This window comes from Tenacibaculum sp. ZH5_bin.1 (assembly GCF_042865525.1).
Taxonomy (GTDB): domain Bacteria; phylum Bacteroidota; class Bacteroidia; order Flavobacteriales; family Flavobacteriaceae; genus Polaribacter; species Polaribacter mesophilus.
The window spans coordinates 1,715,648-1,734,916 of sequence record NZ_JBEGIO010000001.1 but is presented as its reverse complement, the minus strand read 5'-3'; the positions used below and the strand labels follow the sequence as shown (position 1 = coordinate 1,734,916).

Annotated in this window: 17 protein-coding genes; 2 read left to right on the top strand and 15 right to left on the bottom strand. The window is 32.5% G+C overall.

Annotated elements, in window-relative coordinates; genetic code table 11:
- Positions 1-3,296, bottom strand: a 3,296-nt coding sequence (locus tag ABHQ57_RS08050) for a choice-of-anchor L domain-containing protein (protein ID WP_389863156.1), incomplete at its 3' end; no start/stop codon positions are given.
- A 407-nt stretch (positions 3,297-3,703) separates the two neighbouring features.
- On the opposite strand from ABHQ57_RS08050, the gene ABHQ57_RS08045 reads away from it, so the two are divergent.
- Positions 3,704-6,532 (top strand): pitrilysin family protein, encoded by a 2,829-nt coding sequence (locus ABHQ57_RS08045; protein ID WP_167713562.1) that lies wholly within the window; start codon positions 3,704-3,706, stop codon positions 6,530-6,532.
- Positions 6,533-6,581: 49 nt separating this feature from the next.
- Here ABHQ57_RS08045 and ABHQ57_RS08040 read toward each other — a convergent pair whose 3' ends face one another.
- The 12 genes from ABHQ57_RS08040 to ABHQ57_RS07985 all read right to left on the bottom strand — a co-directional run bounded on the left by ABHQ57_RS08040 (position 6,582) and on the right by ABHQ57_RS07985 (position 17,523).
- A complete protein-coding gene (locus ABHQ57_RS08040; RefSeq protein ID WP_167713660.1) occupies positions 6,582-7,529 on the bottom strand; it encodes a glycosyltransferase family 2 protein in 948 nt (315 codons plus the stop codon).
- A gap of 5 nt (positions 7,530-7,534) precedes the next feature.
- The gene (locus tag ABHQ57_RS08035; RefSeq protein WP_047789173.1) at positions 7,535-8,314 is read right to left on the bottom strand and encodes a DUF3050 domain-containing protein; all 780 of its coding nucleotides are present in this window, start codon (positions 8,312-8,314) and stop codon (positions 7,535-7,537) included.
- A gap of 95 nt (positions 8,315-8,409) precedes the next feature.
- Positions 8,410-9,222, bottom strand: a complete 813-nt coding sequence (locus ABHQ57_RS08030) for an enoyl-ACP reductase (protein WP_047789174.1) — start codon at positions 9,220-9,222, stop codon at positions 8,410-8,412.
- Positions 9,223-9,272: 50 nt separating this feature from the next.
- Entirely contained in the window at positions 9,273-10,925 is a 1,653-nt protein-coding gene (gene recN, locus ABHQ57_RS08025; RefSeq protein WP_253679925.1) for a DNA repair protein RecN, read from the bottom strand.
- 127 nt (positions 10,926-11,052) lie between these two features.
- Positions 11,053-11,943: a DUF4835 family protein gene (locus tag ABHQ57_RS08020; protein ID WP_173360845.1), complete on the bottom strand. Its 891-nt coding sequence runs from the start codon at positions 11,941-11,943 to the stop codon at positions 11,053-11,055.
- On the bottom strand, positions 11,936-13,147 hold the full coding sequence (gene coaBC, locus ABHQ57_RS08015) for a bifunctional phosphopantothenoylcysteine decarboxylase/phosphopantothenate--cysteine ligase CoaBC (RefSeq protein WP_253055840.1): 1,212 nt from the start codon (positions 13,145-13,147) through the stop codon (positions 11,936-11,938). Before coaBC ends, ABHQ57_RS08020 begins: the two co-directional genes overlap by 8 nt.
- A gap of 1 nt (position 13,148) precedes the next feature.
- Positions 13,149-13,469: a DNA-directed RNA polymerase subunit omega gene (locus tag ABHQ57_RS08010; RefSeq protein WP_047789179.1), complete on the bottom strand. Its 321-nt coding sequence runs from the start codon at positions 13,467-13,469 to the stop codon at positions 13,149-13,151.
- A 3-nt stretch (positions 13,470-13,472) separates the two neighbouring features.
- Positions 13,473-14,285: an outer membrane protein assembly factor BamD gene (locus ABHQ57_RS08005; RefSeq protein ID WP_231128391.1), complete on the bottom strand. Its 813-nt coding sequence runs from the start codon at positions 14,283-14,285 to the stop codon at positions 13,473-13,475.
- A gap of 131 nt (positions 14,286-14,416) precedes the next feature.
- On the bottom strand, positions 14,417-14,932 hold the full coding sequence (locus ABHQ57_RS08000; protein WP_047789181.1) for a ferritin: 516 nt from the start codon (positions 14,930-14,932) through the stop codon (positions 14,417-14,419).
- Between the two features lie 100 nt (positions 14,933-15,032).
- Positions 15,033-15,908 carry a 4-hydroxy-tetrahydrodipicolinate synthase gene (gene dapA / locus ABHQ57_RS07995; RefSeq protein WP_047789182.1) on the bottom strand — a complete coding sequence of 292 codons (876 nt, stop codon included), beginning with the start codon at positions 15,906-15,908 and terminating at the stop codon, positions 15,033-15,035.
- Positions 15,908-16,420, bottom strand: coding sequence for a DUF6913 domain-containing protein (locus ABHQ57_RS07990; protein ID WP_047789183.1), 513 nt, complete (start codon positions 16,418-16,420; stop codon positions 15,908-15,910). Before ABHQ57_RS07990 ends, dapA begins: the two co-directional genes overlap by 1 nt.
- Before the next feature lie 29 nt (positions 16,421-16,449).
- Positions 16,450-17,523, bottom strand: a complete 1,074-nt coding sequence (locus tag ABHQ57_RS07985) for an esterase-like activity of phytase family protein (RefSeq protein WP_053056678.1) — start codon at positions 17,521-17,523, stop codon at positions 16,450-16,452.
- Positions 17,524-17,599: 76 nt separating this feature from the next.
- Between ABHQ57_RS07985 and ABHQ57_RS07980 the strand changes: the two genes are divergently transcribed.
- The gene (locus ABHQ57_RS07980; RefSeq protein ID WP_073181142.1) at positions 17,600-17,989 is read left to right on the top strand and encodes a DoxX family membrane protein; all 390 of its coding nucleotides are present in this window, start codon (positions 17,600-17,602) and stop codon (positions 17,987-17,989) included.
- 40 nt (positions 17,990-18,029) lie between these two features.
- On the opposite strand, the gene ABHQ57_RS07975 is transcribed toward ABHQ57_RS07980, so the two are convergent.
- Together ABHQ57_RS07975 and ABHQ57_RS07970 are read right to left on the bottom strand one after the other, a co-directional pair.
- Entirely contained in the window at positions 18,030-18,488 is a 459-nt protein-coding gene (locus ABHQ57_RS07975; protein WP_389863147.1) for a GyrI-like domain-containing protein, read from the bottom strand.
- Positions 18,489-18,548: 60 nt separating this feature from the next.
- Entirely contained in the window at positions 18,549-19,205 is a 657-nt protein-coding gene (locus tag ABHQ57_RS07970) for a lysoplasmalogenase (RefSeq protein WP_389863144.1), read from the bottom strand.
- Between the last annotated feature and the right edge of the window lie 64 nt (positions 19,206-19,269).

Here is a 19,269-nt window from a genome sequence, read left to right as displayed (position 1 = left end):
ACGGTTCCGGTTACTGCAATAGTGCTTCCTGCTTCTGAGGCATTGACAATGTTGTCTGCCGTAATGTTGTCTACACTTATGGTAGGAACTGGGGCAGTCGTGTCTACATTATAAGCATGGGTCGTGTTGGTGGAGCAAGTTGCATATGAAAGGAAACTAGCCTCTACTGTCGTGTCTGCATCGGCTGCTAAGTCTGATCCTGGAACATTGATGCTGTAGTTTCCACTACCATCTACCGTTCCGGTATAGCTATTTCCGTTGATTGTTAGGGTTACGGTGTCTCCTGTATTGAAATCTCCGCCTACGGTTCCGGTTACTGCAATAGTGCTTCCTGCTTCTGAGGCATTGACAATGTTGTCTGCAGTAATATCATTTATAGTTAAGCTAACTACTCCTCCTACGGTAATGGTTGCTGTAGCAGAAGTTGCTTCTGTACAGGCATCACTTTGTACGATTGCACGGTATTGCGTGGTGGTGGTAAGGTTGGTTGCTGTTAAGGTCGTAGTGGTATTGGCGATATCGGTATCAGTGGTAAAGTTATCGGTAGAACTTTCCCAACGGATGATATTTCCTGTCTGTCCACTTAGGGTCAATGTTGTTGAATTGGTTCCGGTACACACATTGGTACTTCCCGCAATGCTTCCTCCTACCGAAGTCGGATCTACAGTAATGGTTGCTGTAGCAGAAGTAGCTTCAGTACAGGCACCACTTTGTACGATAGCACGGTATTGCGTGGTGGTGGTAAGGTTGGTTGCTGTTAAAGTCGTGGTGGTATTGGCGATATCGGTATCAGTGGTAAAGTTATCGGTAGAACTTTCCCAACGGATGATATTTCCTGTCTGTCCACTTAGGGTCAATGTTGTTGAATTGGTTCCGGTACACACATTGGTACTTCCCGTAATGCTTCCTCCCACCGAAGTAGGGATAATTGTAAGAGATACTTCGTCAGAAGTTAAAGACTGACAGGTATTAAGTGTGCTTGTTACTATTAACCTGTATTTATTAGTGGAAACTGTTATTGGTGGATTGGTTAAGGTTAATGCAGGGGTAGTTGCATTGCTATATATTCCTCCATTAGAAATATTATTCCAAGCTCCAGCACCAGCAATTTGTTCTTGCCATTGATATACTAACCCTGTTGTAGTACTTGTGCTACCACTGTAATCCGGATTTGTTCCTGGGGCGGTTCCTGTATAAGTAGTTGTACTTAAAGAGCTTGCTGCGGCTGTAAAAGTAACATTGCTCCCTAAACATATAGTACTATCACTTGGTTGTGTGTCCATTTGTATTTGAGTAGCAACTATTTCATTACCTGTGGTCTCTTGTCCTTGATCACCTCCTATATCTGCTGCTCCAGAAGCATTTACAAGGTTAGGAACTCCATTGCTATCGATACTTCCTTGAGCTGCTATATCTATTCTTCCATTTCCGTCTAACTGACCAGAAGAAACATTTTCACTTGCTTCTACTGCGTCAAAGCACCCATCATTATCACTATCTAAATCTAAATGATTCGGAATTCCATCATTGTCGGAATCTAACAGACAGCTTAATCTAGAGAATGGTAAGTTTCTTCTTGATATGGATGGGCCTTCATATTCTACAGATAAATTTTCTGCTCCTGTTCTTTCATAAAATAACACTTCGAGTTCATGGACTCCTGATTTAAGAGTTATTTGACCACTTCGTGTTTGACTTGCATGTGGTCCGTCGTTGTCAACGACTTCTATACCATTTATAAACAGTTTAGACCCATCATCAGATGTTGTATAGAACGTATAAGCCCCATCTGTATCTATTCTTAACAACCCTTTGTATCTAACACTAAATGTTTCATGATCCCCTGGGGTATGTAGCGCCCACAGTTGATCTACATTAAAATTAGTACTTGTTCCTGTTGCTAAAGCCCCTGTAGTTGGTATATCGTCTACTGTATTTGATAATGGATAGGAATTATAAAACTCATAACTGATAGTTCCTGTACAATTATTTTCCTCCGTATCTAAAATACCATCATTATCATCATCCAAATCATCTCTATCTGCAACATTATCTCCATCACTATCTGCTAAAACTGTTACTGTTACTATAGCTGTATCACAATTTGTTGAAGGTTGACATAAACTATATACTAATTCATATACACCAGCTGGCACACCAGGTGCTACAGAAACTTCTCCTGTATTTGTGTTTAATGTTATTCCTGGGTTTTCAGAACTAACTTCTGATAGTTCTACTCCTGATGCTGATGGATTAGTTATACCTGCTACGGTATCATTTGTTAACACATTTGCTACAGCTACTCCCCCATTTGTACTTACTATTTCTCCAAAATCATCTTCTGCAACTATAATAGGTACACCTCCAACTCTTGTAATAAATACTCCTGAGTCAAAACTTGAATCGGTCACATCTGCAATAGCTATTTTCATATGGTATGTTATACCTGGTGTCAAATTTATATTTGCTGTTAGTTTTCTAGTAATACCATTAAACTCTACACCAATAGGAGTGGCTCCAGGATTGTTGTTTAAAGGACCAGCATTATTTGGGTCAGCATCATTATCTAAAACATGTCCATTATTAATATATAATGCACCTTGCGACAAATCAGGAGTAATACCTGGATAGTTTGCTCCACCTCCTGAATACCCTCTAAAACCTGCATTTATGTTATTAATTGCTACTGGATTTGTAGTACCGGGTACCTGTGCTAAGTTTGCACCTGGTGCCATATTTGGTATTGTTGGATCTAATCCAAATGGATCTGTCACGAAAAAACCAAAAACATCATTAAAAGGAGACCCTACATAATCTGGGTATTCTTCTGAACCAAATTGATACTCTAAAAGAACTCCTGTATAATTTGGCAATGCTCTAAAATCAAATTCAAAAACAACTACATCTCTAGTTGCTTGAGAATCTATAGCTGTTAAATCAGCATCTATATGGTCTGTTCCAGAAGCATTTACAGACAACCCTGTTTCATTATTTGTAACAAAAACCTGATTAACATTAGATGTTGTAAAAGCTATACCTCTATCAAGTTCTAAGTTAGCTCCTCCATCTCCATTTGTAAAAAGAGCTATTTGATTTGTTGCACCTCTAGTGATAACAGGGTTTGTTATTACTACTCCTGCAGACTGTAACTCTGTTGCTATTTCTAAAGCTGTAGGATTAGGCGTAACTGCTACTTGAGCCCTTACGTGCACTATTACACTTAGAAAAATTAAGGTTAAAAAGAATTTAATATCTTTTCTTGTTATAAAGTTATTTGAAATGTAACTCTCCCCCATATTAATACATTTTATTTTATATATACAATTTTATTCCTTGAAATTCTTCAAGACTTTTATTCTTAATAAACAATACAGTGGGATACAAAAAAGCCCCACACAAAAACATTAAGTTGCTCTTATACAACTTATTTCTCGTGGGGGGCTTCAAATTTTTGAATACGCAAAAGTAAACTTTTTTTTACTCTCACTAAAACATTAGACGTAAAATTAACAATTTAAGTCACATTATAATAATAAAAAATAGCTTATTTGTTTTTGATCACATAAATCTATTAACAAACTTTAAAAATAAGATTTTTAGTATTCATTATCAATATAGCAATATAATCAATAGTTTTTAAAACTAATTCTTTAGTTTATTAATAATTCACCGTAAATTGCCTACAAATTAAAATTCATATACTATGAAAAAAACATTATTAGGACTATCTCTGGCCTTCTTTATATCTACAGGGTATAGCCAAGCTTTAAAAGAAACACAACAAAAGCTATCAAAAAAAGGAAAAGTAAGTACTATGAAAATCCCAACCGATCCTTCAGTTAAGATAGGTAAACTATCAAATGGGATGACCTACTACATCAAACAAAACCCAAAACCAGCTAACAAAGTAGAATTAAGATTAGTTGTAAATGCAGGTTCAATTTTAGAAGATGATGATCAATTAGGTTTAGCTCACTTCATGGAACACATGAACTTTAATGGTACCAAAAATTTTAAAAAGAACGAACTAGTAGATTATCTACAATCTATCGGAGTTAAATTTGGTGCCCACTTGAATGCTTATACTGGTTTTGATGAAACTGTATACATCTTACCTATTCCTAGTGATAATAAAGAAAAACTTGAAAAAGGGTTTCAAATTCTTGAAGACTGGGCACATGGTGCTTTGTTAGAAGGAAAAGACATTGATGAAGAGCGTGGTGTTGTTTTAGAAGAATATCGTTCTCGTAGAGGAGCTGATAGCCGCATGTTAGAAAAATACTTACCAAAAGTAATGCATGGTTCTAAATATGCTGAAAGATTACCTATTGGTACTAAAGAAAATTTAGAAAACTTTAAACACGAAAGTATTCGTCGTTTTCATAAAGACTGGTATCGTCCAGATTTAATGGCTGTAGTAGCTGTGGGTGACGTTAGTGTTGATGTGTTAGAAGAAAAAATAAAATCACACTTTAATAAGATTCCTACTGTTAAAAACCCTCGTAAAAGAGAAGTTGCTCCATTAAAAAATCACAAAGAAACGTTTATTGCTATTGAAGCAGATAAGGAAGCGCCTTTTTCTAGTGTGCAATTAATGTATAAAGATTATGGTGAAGCTACACCAGATGTTACCGTTACTGATTACAGAAATTCAATTATAAAATCATTATTTGCTCAGATGATTAACAATCGCTTAGATGAGCTACGTAATAGTGAAAACCCACCTTTTGTGTATGGGTTTAGCTACCATGGTGGAACATGGGCACGCGATAAAGAAGCGTACCAATCAAGAGCTGGTGTAAGTGCTGATGGACAATTAAAAGGCTTACAAGCTTTATTAGATGAAAGCGAGCGTGTTAAAAGATACGGTTTCCAACAAGGTGAATTAGACCGAGCAAAAATGAATATTAACGCTCGTATGGAAAAAGCATTTAAAGACAAAGACAAAAGAGAGTCTGGAAGAATTGTTGGTGAATATGTGAACAACTTCTTAGAGCAAGAACCTATTCCAAGTATTGAATGGGAGTACAAAGCTCATCAAATGCTATTGCCTTCAGTAAAATTAGAAGAAGTAAACAAACTTATTGAAAGTTACTTACATGATGATAATAGAGTTGTAGTTATTACTGGACCTAAAAAGGTTGTTACCGAAAAACAAGTTACTGATGCTTTAAATAATGTTAAAACAAAAGAATTAAAACCTTATGAAGACAAAGCTGTTGCAGCTTCATTAATAACAAAACAACCAACACCTGGATCTATAGTAAACGTTACTGAAAATAAAGATTTAGGCACAAAAACGATGACCTTAAGTAACGGAGCAAAAGTTACCTACAAAAAAACCGATTTTAAAAATGATGAAGTATTATTTGAAGCATTTAGTTTCGGAGGAACTTCTTTATACTCTGACGAGGAATTAAAAGCCACGTCTTTTGCTAACAGAGGGCTTGCTGAAGCAGGAATTAATGGTTTTTCTAAAACAGATTTATCTAAAATGATGTCAGGTAAAATTGTTCGTGTTTCTCCATTCATCAGCCGCATAAGTGAAGGATTTAGAGGCTCTACTACTCCTAAAGACTTAGAAGAACTGTTCCAAATGGTACATTTATATTTTACCTCTTTAAATAAAGATGAAAAAGCGTTTAACTCTTATGTAAATAAGCAAAAAAGCTTCTTAGGAAATCTACTAGCTAGTCCTAATTTCTTTTTCCAAAAAGAAATGAGTGAATTTGTTTACGGAGAAGATCCTCGTTATACAGGTTTTCCTTCTCCTGAAAAATATGAAAAAGCTGATTACAACTTAGCATATAAAAAGTATCAAGAGCGTTTTGCTAATGCTGGTGATTTCAACTTCTATTTTGTTGGTAATGTTGACGAAAAGAAACTTGCTGAATACGCAACTAAATATATTGCAGGTTTACCAGGAAAAAGCTCTAATGAAACATATAAGGTTTCAGATTTCAGACCTTTATCTGGTTCTCATTCTAAAACAGTTACTAAAGGTAAAGATCCTAAAAGTAATGTTCGTATTACCTATCAAGGAAAAGCTAAATACAACAAAAAAGATGCTTTAGCTTTTAAAATATTAGGTGAAGTTGTTGGAATTAAATTAACTGAAAAATTACGTGAACAAGAAGGTGGTGTATACTCTTCAAGAACTCGTGGTAATATATCTAAAATGCCTTACGGATGGTATAACTTTACCATTTCATACCCTTGTGCTCCGGAAAATGTTGAAAAACTAAAAAACATTTCTGTAGCTGAAGTTGCTTCTGTTGTTAAAAATGGACCTACTAAAGAAGACTTAATGAAAGCTCAAAAAGGAATGATTGCTGACTACAAAGAAGACCTTAAAAAGAATCGTTTTTGGTTAAACACTATTAAAAATGTAGACTATCAAAACAACGATGTCTCAGACATAGCTTCTTTTGAAGACAGAGTAAATTCTTTAACTATAAAAGATATTCAGAAAGTAGCTAAGAAATATCTAACTAACGGATATATTTTAGGTGTTTTAAACCCTGAAAAATAATTTTAAATAAATTATAACTAGCAAAAGCTCTCAAGAAATTGGGAGCTTTTTATTTTTTCAGAAATCTGGACTCGAGAAAACCTAACCCATAACCGCAAAACTGAGTGATGGTTGTTACCATACTTAACAAAGCTACTTGTAAATTTTTATTTTGAAATAGAGAATCTAAAAAGATACAGGTAAAATAAAATCCAAAAAAAGTTAATAATTTCCAGTAACCAAAAAAAGCTACTATAATGGCAATATCACCCCCTATAATAAACAAACTCGGAAACCAATAGGTTAATTTTGCCGTTTCTGGATATTTTTTATTCAATATAGGTCTTGCAGTACCAAAAGCAAATGTTTGTTTAAAAAACTGTTTAATAGTACTTCTACGCTTATGATATACAAAAGCCTTTTCTATTAATTGTGTTTCAAAATCATTTTCCCAAAGACGGAAAGTTAAATCGATATCTTCTCCTGCTTTCATTTTTGAAAAACCATTTGTTTTTTCAAAAGCAACTTTTGACAAGCCTAGATTGAAGCTTCTGGGTTGAAATTTACCAACCGATTTCTTTTTTCCACGAATTCCTCCTGTAGTTAATACCGAAGTCATTGAATAATTAATTGCTTTTTGTAAAGCAGTAAAATTAGGATGCGCAGCATCTGGACCTCCAAAAGCATCTGTATAACTTTCTTCTAATGCTTTTTTTACTTCGGAAAGATATTGTGGTGGAACAATAACATCAGAATCCAAAATAATAAAATAACTTCCCGATGCTCTTTTCATTCCATAATTACGACTTGCTCCTGCTCCACTATTCCCCTTGGAAAAATACTTTAGATTAAGCTGAGAAGTGTATTTATTTACAACTTCTTCTGATGAGTTTTCAGAACCATCTTCAATAACAAGTACCTCAAAGTCGTCTTTCAACTCTTGTTTAGTCAAGCTTCCTAACAACTCATCTATTTCTTGAGGTCGATTATAAACAGGTATTATTATTGAAAAACTTATAGTCACTATGCTAAAACTGCTTTGTTAATTTGTTTAGTTATACCATCCCAAAGCTGTATTCTTTTCTGTAAAGATTCTTTAGCATAAAACAAAACATCATCCCATTTTTGTTGATCATTACCGCATAATTCTTCAATCATTTGTAATGATAATGGTCCATGTTCATCACCGTCTAACTCAATGTGTCTATTCAAATAATACGTAAGTTTACTGTATGAACTTCCTTCTTTCTCTTCCGTATTTTTTACAATTTCTAAAAACATATCAGGAATCACATCTTCTCTTCCATAGGTAAAACTAGATGCAATAATATGTGGTTGTCTTGTTTTAATAACTTCAAAAGAAAAATTTACAAAATCTTTCACTTCTTCAATAATTGAACAGTTTTCCAGAGCTTGCTCAACAGATTTACTGTCAAGAATATCTGAAATAAAACTTGAAATTTGAGAAGTACTTCCTCCTGCTTGACGCATCGCATCAATATACATTTCAAAGTGACTTTTAGGCTCTCCTAACTCATTAATATCAGTTTCTTCACCTAACACAATTTCATTAATAAAACGAGCTGTTTTAGTATTTACAGCAGGTAACCAAGGTAAATTCACACAAGTAAGTTCTCGTTGTAATGCTTTTAATAACGACATAAAATCCCACACAGCGAACACATGTGATTCCATAAATAATTTTACATCATTTATATCATTTAACGAATTATATAACTCATGTTCTTTAAGCTGTTGTCTTAAGGATTTTAACTCCTTTTCTATGTGTAAAATATTGCTCATTTGTAACTATCAATAAAAAATGCAAATCTAACGATTTGCATTTAATTATATATTCTTTCGGAACCTTTCCGACTACGCTTAAGGCACAAGTTAATTTACTCTTCAGTAAACCTTTCCATTACCGCATCACTTACTCCCATATTAGAGAAACCTCCATCGTGGAATAAGTTTTGTAACGTTACTTTCTTAGTTAAATCTGAGAATAATGAGATTGTATAATCAGCACATTCTAAAGCTGTAGCATTTCCTAACGGAGACATTTTTTCAGCATACGAAATAAATCCGTCAAATCCTTTTACTCCTTGACCTGCTGTTGTTGGCGTTGGCGATTGAGAAATTGTGTTTACACGTACTTTATGATCTCTTCCAAAGAAATATCCAAAACTACGAGCAATACTTTCTAAATACGCTTTATTATCAGCCATATCGTTATAATCTGGGAATACACGTTGTGCTGCCATATACGTTAATGCAACAATACTACCCCACTCGTTCATGGCTTGTTTATTATATAAAACGTTCATTACTTTATGAAAAGATACTGCTGAAACATCCCATCCTTTCGTTGTAAAATCGTATTTAGAATCTGTATAATGACGACCTTTACGTACATTAACTGACATACCGATAGAGTGTAAAACGAAATCGATTTTCCCTCCTAAAATTTCCATAGATTTTTCAACCAAGTTGTTTAAATCTTCCATAGAAGTGGCGTCAGCAGGAATAATTTCAGATCCGGTTTTTGCTGCTAAGTCTTTAATACCTCCCATACGCATTGCTATTGGTGCGTTGGTTAATACAAACTCTGCTCCTTCTTCATGAGCGCGTTCTGCTACTTTCCATGCAATAGAATTCTCATCTAATGCTCCAAAAATGATTCCTTTTTTTCCTTTTAATAAATTATACATATTTAAAATATTTTAGTCTATCGTTGTTTGTTTTGAAAGCAAATATACTCTTAATTTAATAATTCTTTTGCATGAATTAGAGCACTTTCAGAAACATCTTTTCCGCTTAACATTTCTGCTATTTCTCTAATACGCTCGTCTTCTGACAATAACTTTAAATTAGAAGTTGTTACTCCTTTTTCCTCTCCTTTAAACACTTTATAGTGCTGCACTCCTTTTGAAGCTATTTGAGGTAAATGTGTTATAGTTATTACCTGCATATGAGCACTCATATCTTGCATTATTTTTGCAATTTTATTAGATACTTCCCCTGAAACTCCGGTATCAATCTCATCAAAAATAATGGTTGGTAGTTGTATGTTTTCTGATAGTATTTTTTTAATCGATAACATGATGCGAGATAATTCTCCACCTGATGCTACCTTTTTCAATTCTCCAAAATTACCTCCTTTGTTTGCTGAGAATAAAAATTGTAAATTGTCTTTTCCGTTAGATAAATATTCTTCAGAAGCTAGTAATTCAATTGCAAAACGAGCATTTGGCATTCCTAATTCCGACAAAAGATATTCTAAATCTTTTTTCAACTTCGGAATTACTTTATTTCTAGATGTCGTAATCATTTTTGCTACGTCATCTAACTTCTTAGCTACCTCTTTAATTTCTGCCTCTTTTTGAGCCACTATTCCTCCTGCATCTTCAACCTGTGCTACTTTTTCAGATAATGATGCATGAATTTCTTGTAATTCACTTATAGTTGATACTGAATGTTTCTTTTGAAGGTTGTAAATAAGTTGTAACCTATCATTTAGTTCTTCAATTTCATTCGGATTAAATTCAACTTCTTCATTCGCACTTTCTAACTCAGTAACTACATCATCTAACTCAATTTTCACGCTTGTTACTCGATTCGCTAACTCTTCATATTGCTTAGAAAAAGAACTAATTTTTTGCAGTTTACTCTCTAAAGAGTTTAGCAATGTTTGAATTCCTATTTCTTCATTAATCGAAACACCTAAAGCTTCAGATAAGTTCAACTTTATTTCTTCAATATTGTTTAATTTATCTAACTTTTCTTCTAAAACTTCTTGTTCTCCTTCTTTTAAATTAGCCTCTTCAAACTCATTAAACAAATGTAAATTGTACTCGTACTGCTCTTTCGATTTCTCAGTTTCTTCTTGAAGTACTTTCAGCTCTTTTCGTAATTTGTTATACGTACGCAAGCCTCTTTTATACGATGCTATTTTAGCTTGATTTTTTGCTAAGGCATCAATAACAGAGAATTGAAAAGATACATCTGACAACTGCATGGTTTGATGTTGCGAATGAATATCAATGAGCTTTGTTTTTAAAGCATTTAATATCGATAAAGTAACTGGTGTATCATTAACAAAAGCTCTCGACTTGCCCGAAGGCAAAATTTCTCTTCGAATTATGGTTTCTTGTTCATAGTCAAGATCTAACTCTTTAAACAACTCTTGTAAAGCATATCCTTCAACAGAAAATTGAGCCTCAATAACACATTTTTTTTCTGTGTTTTTTAAAGCAGTTAAGTCGGCACGGTTCCCCATTACAAGCCCTAAAGCTCCTAATAAAATGGATTTCCCTGCTCCAGTTTCACCTGTTATGATAGATAAACCGTTCGTAAAATCAATCGTTAACTGATTGATTAACGCATAATTATGTATAGATAAATGTGTAAGCAAATTCTATTCTTTTGTAAAAAATAAAAGTAAGAATTTTGAATGAATTAAGTCAAACTAAAACAAAGGAAGTCTATTGATTTTTCAACAGCTTATAAACGTTACATTTAAGCCTATAACAAGTCTAATACTACTGTAATTTCTTCCACTTATCTTTATAAGTAGGTGCAATCTTATTTAAAACTGTTATCATTTGTGATTGATTTCTCGATGCACTACCATCAGAAAAAACATTTACTATTTCATCTCCTTTAGCATCTAAGAAAACGCGAATCATATAATTACCAATAGTAATATTGTGTAGTTTGTCTAAATCTAAAACACTTTTTTCAATTGCTTCTTTAGCTGAATTTTTATTATCAGCAAAATTATCGAAACCGTTACGGTGATAATTGTAGTAGATACTTCGTAAGGCACTAAATTTAGAAGACAATAAATTATCTATTAAAGCAAAACGATTTTGTTTTCCTACTTGATTTTGCCAACCAGACTCTCCATTAGATTGCGCCAGCAACATAATGTTTTCCGCTTGTTTTAAATAAGTCTCTCCTCCCTTCAAAGCAAAGGTATCTGTATCAACTCCTAATATTGTATACACATAAAAAGCAATTGTAGAGATTAAATTAGATTCGTAAATAGTTGGATTGTAAATTAACGGATCGAACTCATTATAACGAAAGTTAAAGTTTGTATCATTAATATTTAAAACAGGTGTAGCGTAGGTTGAGTTATATACAGGTCGTGTTGACTGCACTTGTAAACTTCCTGAAAAATTACTCCCGTTTTGCTCGTTTATGATAATATTGAATGCGCAGTTGATTCGTTCTTGTTGCTTAAAATTTTTATTTGTCCATTGTTTATCATTAATAAACTCTGTTAATGCTTTTTGTAACGTTTGATAAACTTGCTTGTTACTACTTTGTACTTTATCTGAATTGATAATTACAGTAGCATTCAACTCTTGTGAATAAGAAGAAAAAGCAACTGAAAAAAGAAAAACTATAAAGAAAAACTTACGCATTTAATTTTTGTATTATTTCGTTAACGATATCTTTTGACACTGCTTTTTTTGATTTTAAATCAAATGATTTTTCATTAAAATCAGCATCAATAATTGTAATTTTATTGGTGTCGGTTGCAAAACCAGCACCTTTATCACGTAACGAATTTAATACAATAAAATCTAAATTTTTGCGTGTAAGCTTACTTTTTGCGTTTTGTACCTCATCGTTCGTTTCTAATGCAAAACCAACTAACAACTGTTTTTTCTTAATTTCTCCTAGAGATTTTAAGATATCTTTAGTTGGTTCTAACTCAATACTTAACGCTGCTTCTTTCTTTTTTATTTTTTGAGTAGCTACATTTTTTGGTCGATAGTCTGAAACTGCTGCCGATAACACAGCTATATCAACCTCAGCAAAGTACTTATGACATGTTTCATACATATCTTGAGCTGATTTCACATCTATTCTATGAATAAAAGAATGATGTACTTGTTGATGAGAAGGACCTGCTACTAAAAACACCTCAGCTCCTAAATTAGCCGCTGTTTTTGCAATTTCAAACCCCATTTTACCTGAAGAATGATTTCCAATAAAACGAACAGGATCTATTGCTTCATAGGTTGGACCTGCAGTAATTAGCATTTTTTTCCCTCGAAGCGGTAGTTTAGATACAATATCTTTCTCTATAAAGTCAACAATGTCTTCTGGTTCAGCCATACGACCTTCTCCAACCAATCCGCTTGCTAATTCACCCGAAGTAGCAGGAATTAATATATTTCCAAAACTTTGTAAACTTTCTAAACTAGTTTTTGTTGATGGATGTTGGTACATATCTAAATCCATCGCAGGAGCAAAATACACTGGACATTTTGCTGATAAATAGGTTGCCAATAATAAATTATCGCAAGTACCATTTGTCATTTTAGATAAGGTATTTGCTGTAGCTGGGGCTATTAACATTAAATCTGCCCACAAACCTAAATCTACATGATTATTCCACAATTCATTTTCATCTTCTTTATCATAAAAGGTAGAATGAACTGGATTTTTTGATAAGGTGGAAAGTGTAAGAGGTGTTATAAAATCTTTAGACGCAGGAGTCATAATTACTTTGACTTCTGCGCCTGATTTTATAAACAAGCGAACTAAACTCGCTGTTTTATATGCCGCTATACCGGCGGTAACACCAAGTAAAACTTTTTTACCGCTTAGTACAGACATATTATTTTGTCTCTGGAGTTCTATAGTATACCTTCTCATTTAACCACTCTTCTACTGCAATAGCATGTGGTTTAGGTAAACGCTCATAGAATTTAGAAACTTCGATTTGTTCTTTATTTTCAAAAACTTCTTCTAAACTATCATTATAGGTAGCAAACTCATCTAACTTGTCAACTAATTCCTTCTTTAAATCAGAATTAATTTGTGTAGCTCTCTTTGCTATAATAGAAATAGCTTCATAAATATTATGTGTTGGAGCCTCGATAGCTTCTTTATTATAAGTTACGGTACTTAACGGCGCTTTCGTTTCTTTATAATCCATTTTTTAACTTTTAGCTAATTGTTCTTGTTCTTTGTTTAATGTTGCTAACATTTCGTTTGATTCTTCCATGAATTTTGATTCAGGAAAATTTCTTTTTAATTTTTCGTATGCCTTGATAGCATTTTTTATCCTTTCTGCTTTTCTCCTTTGTCTACTTCTTATAGCTAAATCGTGTGCTGCTTTTAAACGATAATATAAAGCTTCTTCTTTATACTTAGTTCCTAAATAATCTTCTAATAAATTATCAAAAGCTACAATTGCCGCTTTGTAATTTCTAGAGTCATATTCAGCAGTTCTATAATATGTTTTTGCTATCTCAAAAGATTTCTTTTCTAGTTTTGCTCTCAATTCAGCATGATACTTGTTAGCCTCTTCTAATTTATCTGAATCTGGATAATTATCTATAAACTTTTGAAAGGCCTCTAAAGCTTTATTTGTATCTGTTGGGTCTAAACTAAAGCTAGGAGCTGCTTTGTAATAACTTAAAGCTGATAAAAAAGCGGCTTCTTCTCTTTTTGAACTTTTTGGGTAATTTCCAGTAAATCTATTAAAGTAATATCCTGCCAACCCGTAATTTTTCTCATTAAAGTTAGATTGAGAAACCATAAATTGAATACGCTCCATTTGAGGTTTACCTCTGTATGAAGGTGTTATTTTTTCAAACAAACGTAAAGCTTTACTGTACTTTTGAGCTTCGTACATTTTTACAGCCATTTTGTATTGTTCTTCTACAGTTCCTTTATTCAATACTTTTTGATACTCTCCACATGAAGAAAGTACTAAAAGCATTACAGCAATATACGCTAGATTTTTCATTTTTTGCATCTGGCAAAATTAGTGATTAATTATGGATTATTAAAACGATTTTTTATCTCATAAATGAGATTTACAAGAAACTACAAAATCTGTTATAATTTTTCCAAAGAACTCCTAAATGTTTGTTAATCTTATTCCTGTGCTCCTGATGCAGATTGAGCTACTATTTGCTTTACATCATTATCAAATAAATACAACCCTCCTTTATCGTCTCCAATTAAATTAATTTTATCTAAAATATTACGTGCCAATGCTTCTTCCTCAATTTGCTCAGATACATACCACTGTAAAAAGTTATGTGTTGCATAGTCTTTTTCTTGTAATGTGATATGTACTAAATCATTTATCGATTTAGATACCATTACCTCATGATCAAACAATGTTTGAAACATATCTTTAAAAGAGCCAAATTTTGCTGGTGGTTCTTTTAAATCAGAAATATGAGCATGTCCACCTCGTTCGTTTACGAATTTTACTAACTTTAACATGTGCATACGCTCTTCATCTGAATGTGCGTACATAAATTGTGATACACCTTCAAAACCTTGAACTTCTGCCCAACATGCCATAGCTAAATATATTTGAGAAGACTCTGCTTCTACTCTTATTTGATCATTTAATGCTTGTTCTATTACTTTTGATAACATATTTTCTACTTTAAAAATTACTCTTTATACAAAGATGCTAAAAAAAGACTACAATAACGAAATTGTAGCCTTTTGCATTCTTTATTTTTGTTTAGACAGTTTATAGATTATCTATAAAGTCTGATATTTTTGTTTGTAGTTCTTCTGAAGCTGTTACTAATGGTAAACGTACTTCATCTAAACAAATTCCTAATTTTTGTAATACCGCTTTAATTCCTGCTGGATTGTTTTCTTCAAAAATTAGGCTTACTATATCCATTAATTTATAATGAAGTTCGTAAGCTTCTTTTGCTTTTCCTTCTAACCCTAACTGAATCATTTTTGAAAACTCTTTTGGTAATGCTTGTCCTATTACAGAAATAACTCCTGCTCCACCTGCTAAAGTTACCCCAACAGCCAAATCATCATCACCTGAAATTACTAAAAAGTCTTCAGGCTTATCTTTTAACAACTCATAGTATTGTTGTTGATTGTTTCCTGCTTCTTTAACTGCAACAATGTTTTCAAAATCTCTTGCTAATCGTAACGTTGTTGCTGGCTCCATATTTTTTGCTGTTCTACCAGGAACATTATACATAATAATTGGCTTAGGGCTCGCTAAAGAAATTGCTTTGTAATGTTGATAGAACCCTTCTTGAGTTGGTTTGCTATAATACGGGGCTACTGATAAAATTCCGTCTATTTCCGATAAGTCTAAAGATTGTAGTTCTTCAACAACAGTTTGTGTGTTGTTTCCTCCAACCCCTAAAACTAAAGGTAAACGCCCTTTATTTTCTTCAGCAATTACTTTTATTATTTCTAATTTTTCTTCTTTAGTAATTGTTGCACTTTCTCCAGTAGTTCCATTTATTACTAAATAGTTTGTACCGTTTTCAATATTGTAATTTACTAACTTTTTAAGTGCTTCAAAGTCTACACTTAAATCTTCATTGAAAGGAGTTACTAAAGCTACTCCAGTTCCTACAAACTTTTGCATTATATTTTATTTAAAATCGTTAGGTATTTTTTTAATTCTTGGTTTAAAACAGCTTCGTTAAAACTAGCATCAGATACTACTATATCGTACAATCTATCGTCAATTTCTGCAAAACCTGCTTTAAAATCTGCTTGTGACAACAAAGTTACCATATTCGTTAATAAGTTTGACGTTTTTGTATAGTTTATAAGTAGGTCGTATTTGTTTTTAACGAAATCTTTTAAATTGTCGGATTTTAAACTCGCTTTGAAACCAAAATCTTTTTCGGTAAAAAACTCTGGAGAGGGTTCCTCCTTTTTTGAGTACTCTTTACAAACTAGTACTCTTATGTCTGTTTTTTGAAAAGGAAAAATGTTTGTTAAGTTGGCTATTACTACATTTACTAAAGCTTCATTATCTAGCAATATTGCTACACTTTTAACTTTGGTTTCTTTATGAGGGATATTCTCTTTTTTTACAACTAGTTTGTCGTATGCTTTCTGAATAGATTTCTTCTTTAGGGTACTTATCATCTGTAAAAATTACGAGTAGCTAATTTATATTATTTCTCATCAATTTCTAATAATAAAAATTGATTTAATTGCCTTCCATACAACTGAAAATTATCATCAGCAGCCAAGATTAACGATTTATTTCCGTTTTGCAATATTGGACCAAAAGTAATCGCTTCAATGTTATCTATTATCCCATCGGTTAATTGATTTTTAACAGTACTAAAATCAAATAACAGCTCTTTTTTTAATGGTGTATATTTTTCGTTTTTTAAAGATTGATTTTCTAATGTATTTGTTGAAGTTTTATCTATAGTTGCTTTAAAAATTCTAACTACATTTCCATGGCTACCATAACCACTTTGATATGCTCTTTCAATTATAAAAAACTGATTCTTTCGGTATTCTAAAATAGCTGTAGTTCCGTTTAGGTTTATTTTTCCTTTAGCTGGTTTATCAATTTTTTCTAATTGATATGCAAATTGTTTGGTCGCTTTTTTTGATTCGTTATCAAAATAGGTAATTCTGATAGGAGATTGTGTTTCGTGAAATGTAGGCTCTTCTCCATCTGCTTCTAAAGGAGCTTCCATTGCTACCCAGAAACCTTTTCCGTCAAAACTTTTTGAAGAACTTTCAAAAACACCGTTATGCTTTGGTTTCGCTTTGGATGTTGCTTTGAAATAATTAGGTATTTCTACCCCTTGTTTAAAGTTTCCTTTTGTGTCTATTTCAAATATACTTGGGTCTTTTTTATATTGAATAGACCCTTCACTTACTAAATTTATGGTTCCGTTATCTACGAATACAGATTCTAAATCCAATACATGGTTTTTAGTAAACTTACTTATAGTATCAACTATAATAACATCTTCAAAATTTACCGATTGTATTGAATCATTTTTAACAATAATATCTCCTACTAAAATTCTTGGATTTGTAGCATCATCCACTACCATATAGTAGTTGTTATTGTAATAATCAATTCCAGAAATTCCACCGATAACAGTGTTATTGATAACTAAAGAATCTTTTATCAAATACTCGTCTAAAAACTTAAGTGTTGTTTTTTGCTTTTTACAAGCAAGTAAACCAAAAACGGATAGGACTAATACTATTTTTTTCATACTTACAAAAGTATTGTTTTTAGTTTATGTAAGCATTAAGAATTATAACGTCTAAGTAAATAGATTTTTATTATGTATGAAAAAATATATTCTTTTAATTTTAAAACTGATAGCTGCTATTATAATGCTTCAAACATTATTTTTTAAATTTACTGGAGCTCAAGAAAGCATTGATTTATTTATTAAAATAGCTGGAGATAATGAGGCTTATATGCGAATAGGTACAGGTGTTTTTGAATTAATTGCTTCCGTACTTTTATTTATCCCTAAAAAAACTTGGTTAGGAGCCTTATTAACTATTGGTTTAATGGGTGGAGCAATTATGAGCCACTTAACTATTTTAGGTATTGAACACGATGGCGATGGTGGCATTTTGTTTATTAGTGCTATCGTAACTTTTATCTCTGGAGTTATTCTATTAATTTTTAATAGAAATAATATACCTTTTGTTAGAAATAAACATTAATTTAAATTAAAAAGAGCAGTTCTAAAACTGCCCTTTTTGATTAATTTACTCCTATAAATATTTCTACTTCTGCATTTGTTGGGTCTGATGCTTTTGCTCCATACAACTCATAATCGGAAGTATAAGCTCTTTTTATATCTTCATTCCAAATTTCTAACCATTTGTTATAGACAATATTCTCTGTTAAGCTTCCCTTTGCTGCATATGTTTTATAGTTTGGTGCTGCTATTTTTTTACACACAAACCCTTCTGGGATATTACCTATTTCACTTACCTTACAACCGATGATTGTTGTGTATGGCTTAGTATAATCTGATTCATAATCCGTATACACAGCGTATACTTCATTTGAAAGTTTATTTGGGATTTGTTCAACTATATTCTCCGACATAAACCGTTGCCATAAAGCAGGTATATCTTTTGCTGCTTGTTGATTCTCGTTAGTAGTTCTTACTGAAATTCCTACCACGTAAAACGGTTCATTTTGTCCTGTATTCATTATGCTTTTTATTTTAAACAAAAATAAAGTGCCGCTATGTCAACCCTATGTCAGTAGTTTTTAATTTTCTTTTGCTACAACTGCTTTAACAATTAGATATTGAGAAACGATATACAGGATAATTATAGCAATATCAAACAACCTTTTAGGTGTATAAAAGTTATTCAATGCTATAAGGCTATCAGAAGCAATAAACAAAATAGCTCCTAACAACAACCATGAATTCGCTGTGTTTTTTTGCTGACGATAATTTAGTAATGCTGCTGTTCCAAAAGTTGAAATAGCTATTCCGTACACCAATACAGGTAGCAACATGTCTCCTAAATTATTATAAATTAAACCTAAGAGTCCCACAAATAACAATACAAAGGGAACTGCTGATGTTAGTATTTTAACTACTGAATCCTTATACAAAAAGCTTGTCGTTATTTTAATATAAACAACATGTGCTACTAAAAACGAGGCCAAACCAAATACAAAAAAGTTTGTTTTATCAAGCAAGAAAACATCACCCCAAAACGAAAAAAACAAAGCCGATAACAACCAGAAACGATGCTTACTTACCGATACCAAATACACTACCGCTAGTGATGTCATTAATAACGGTTTAAAAATCATTTCTATTGTTTTATTTTGTGTAATTACTGCATACAGATCGGTAATAGCAACCAATAAAAAAACGATGGAAGCTAGGGTTATTTTAGTTTGTTTGGTCATTTTTTTGTGTTAGGTGTTAGATAAATTAGTTTTTAATTTTCACTATCTACTGTCGTCTACTGTC

Excerpts from the sequence above, each read along its gene's own strand:
- ABHQ57_RS08005 (WP_231128391.1), bottom strand. The coding sequence starts at position 14,285 with ATGAAAAATCTAGCGTATATTGCTGTAATGCTTTTAGTACTTTCTTCA.
- ABHQ57_RS07975 (WP_389863147.1), bottom strand. The coding sequence starts at position 18,488 with ATGAATACAGGACAAAATGAACCGTTTTACGTGGTAGGAATTTCAGTA.
- ABHQ57_RS08010 (WP_047789179.1), bottom strand. The coding sequence starts at position 13,469 with ATGGATTATAAAGAAACGAAAGCGCCGTTAAGTACCGTAACTTATAAT.
- ABHQ57_RS07970 (WP_389863144.1), bottom strand. The coding sequence starts at position 19,205 with ATGACCAAACAAACTAAAATAACCCTAGCTTCCATCGTTTTTTTATTG.
- ABHQ57_RS07980 (WP_073181142.1), top strand. The coding sequence starts at position 17,600 with ATGAAAAAATATATTCTTTTAATTTTAAAACTGATAGCTGCTATTATA.
- ABHQ57_RS08000 (WP_047789181.1), bottom strand. The coding sequence starts at position 14,932 with ATGTTATCAAAAGTAATAGAACAAGCATTAAATGATCAAATAAGAGTA.
- ABHQ57_RS08030 (WP_047789174.1), bottom strand. The coding sequence starts at position 9,222 with ATGTATAATTTATTAAAAGGAAAAAAAGGAATCATTTTTGGAGCATTA.
- ABHQ57_RS08020 (WP_173360845.1), bottom strand. The coding sequence starts at position 11,943 with ATGCGTAAGTTTTTCTTTATAGTTTTTCTTTTTTCAGTTGCTTTTTCT.
- ABHQ57_RS08045 (WP_167713562.1), top strand. The coding sequence starts at position 3,704 with ATGAAAAAAACATTATTAGGACTATCTCTGGCCTTCTTTATATCTACA.
- dapA (WP_047789182.1), bottom strand. The coding sequence starts at position 15,908 with ATGCAAAAGTTTGTAGGAACTGGAGTAGCTTTAGTAACTCCTTTCAAT.
- ABHQ57_RS08035 (WP_047789173.1), bottom strand. The coding sequence starts at position 8,314 with ATGAGCAATATTTTACACATAGAAAAGGAGTTAAAATCCTTAAGACAA.
- ABHQ57_RS07990 (WP_047789183.1), bottom strand. The coding sequence starts at position 16,420 with ATGATAAGTACCCTAAAGAAGAAATCTATTCAGAAAGCATACGACAAA.
- ABHQ57_RS07985 (WP_053056678.1), bottom strand. The coding sequence starts at position 17,523 with ATGAAAAAAATAGTATTAGTCCTATCCGTTTTTGGTTTACTTGCTTGT.
- coaBC (WP_253055840.1), bottom strand. The coding sequence starts at position 13,147 with ATGTCTGTACTAAGCGGTAAAAAAGTTTTACTTGGTGTTACCGCCGGT.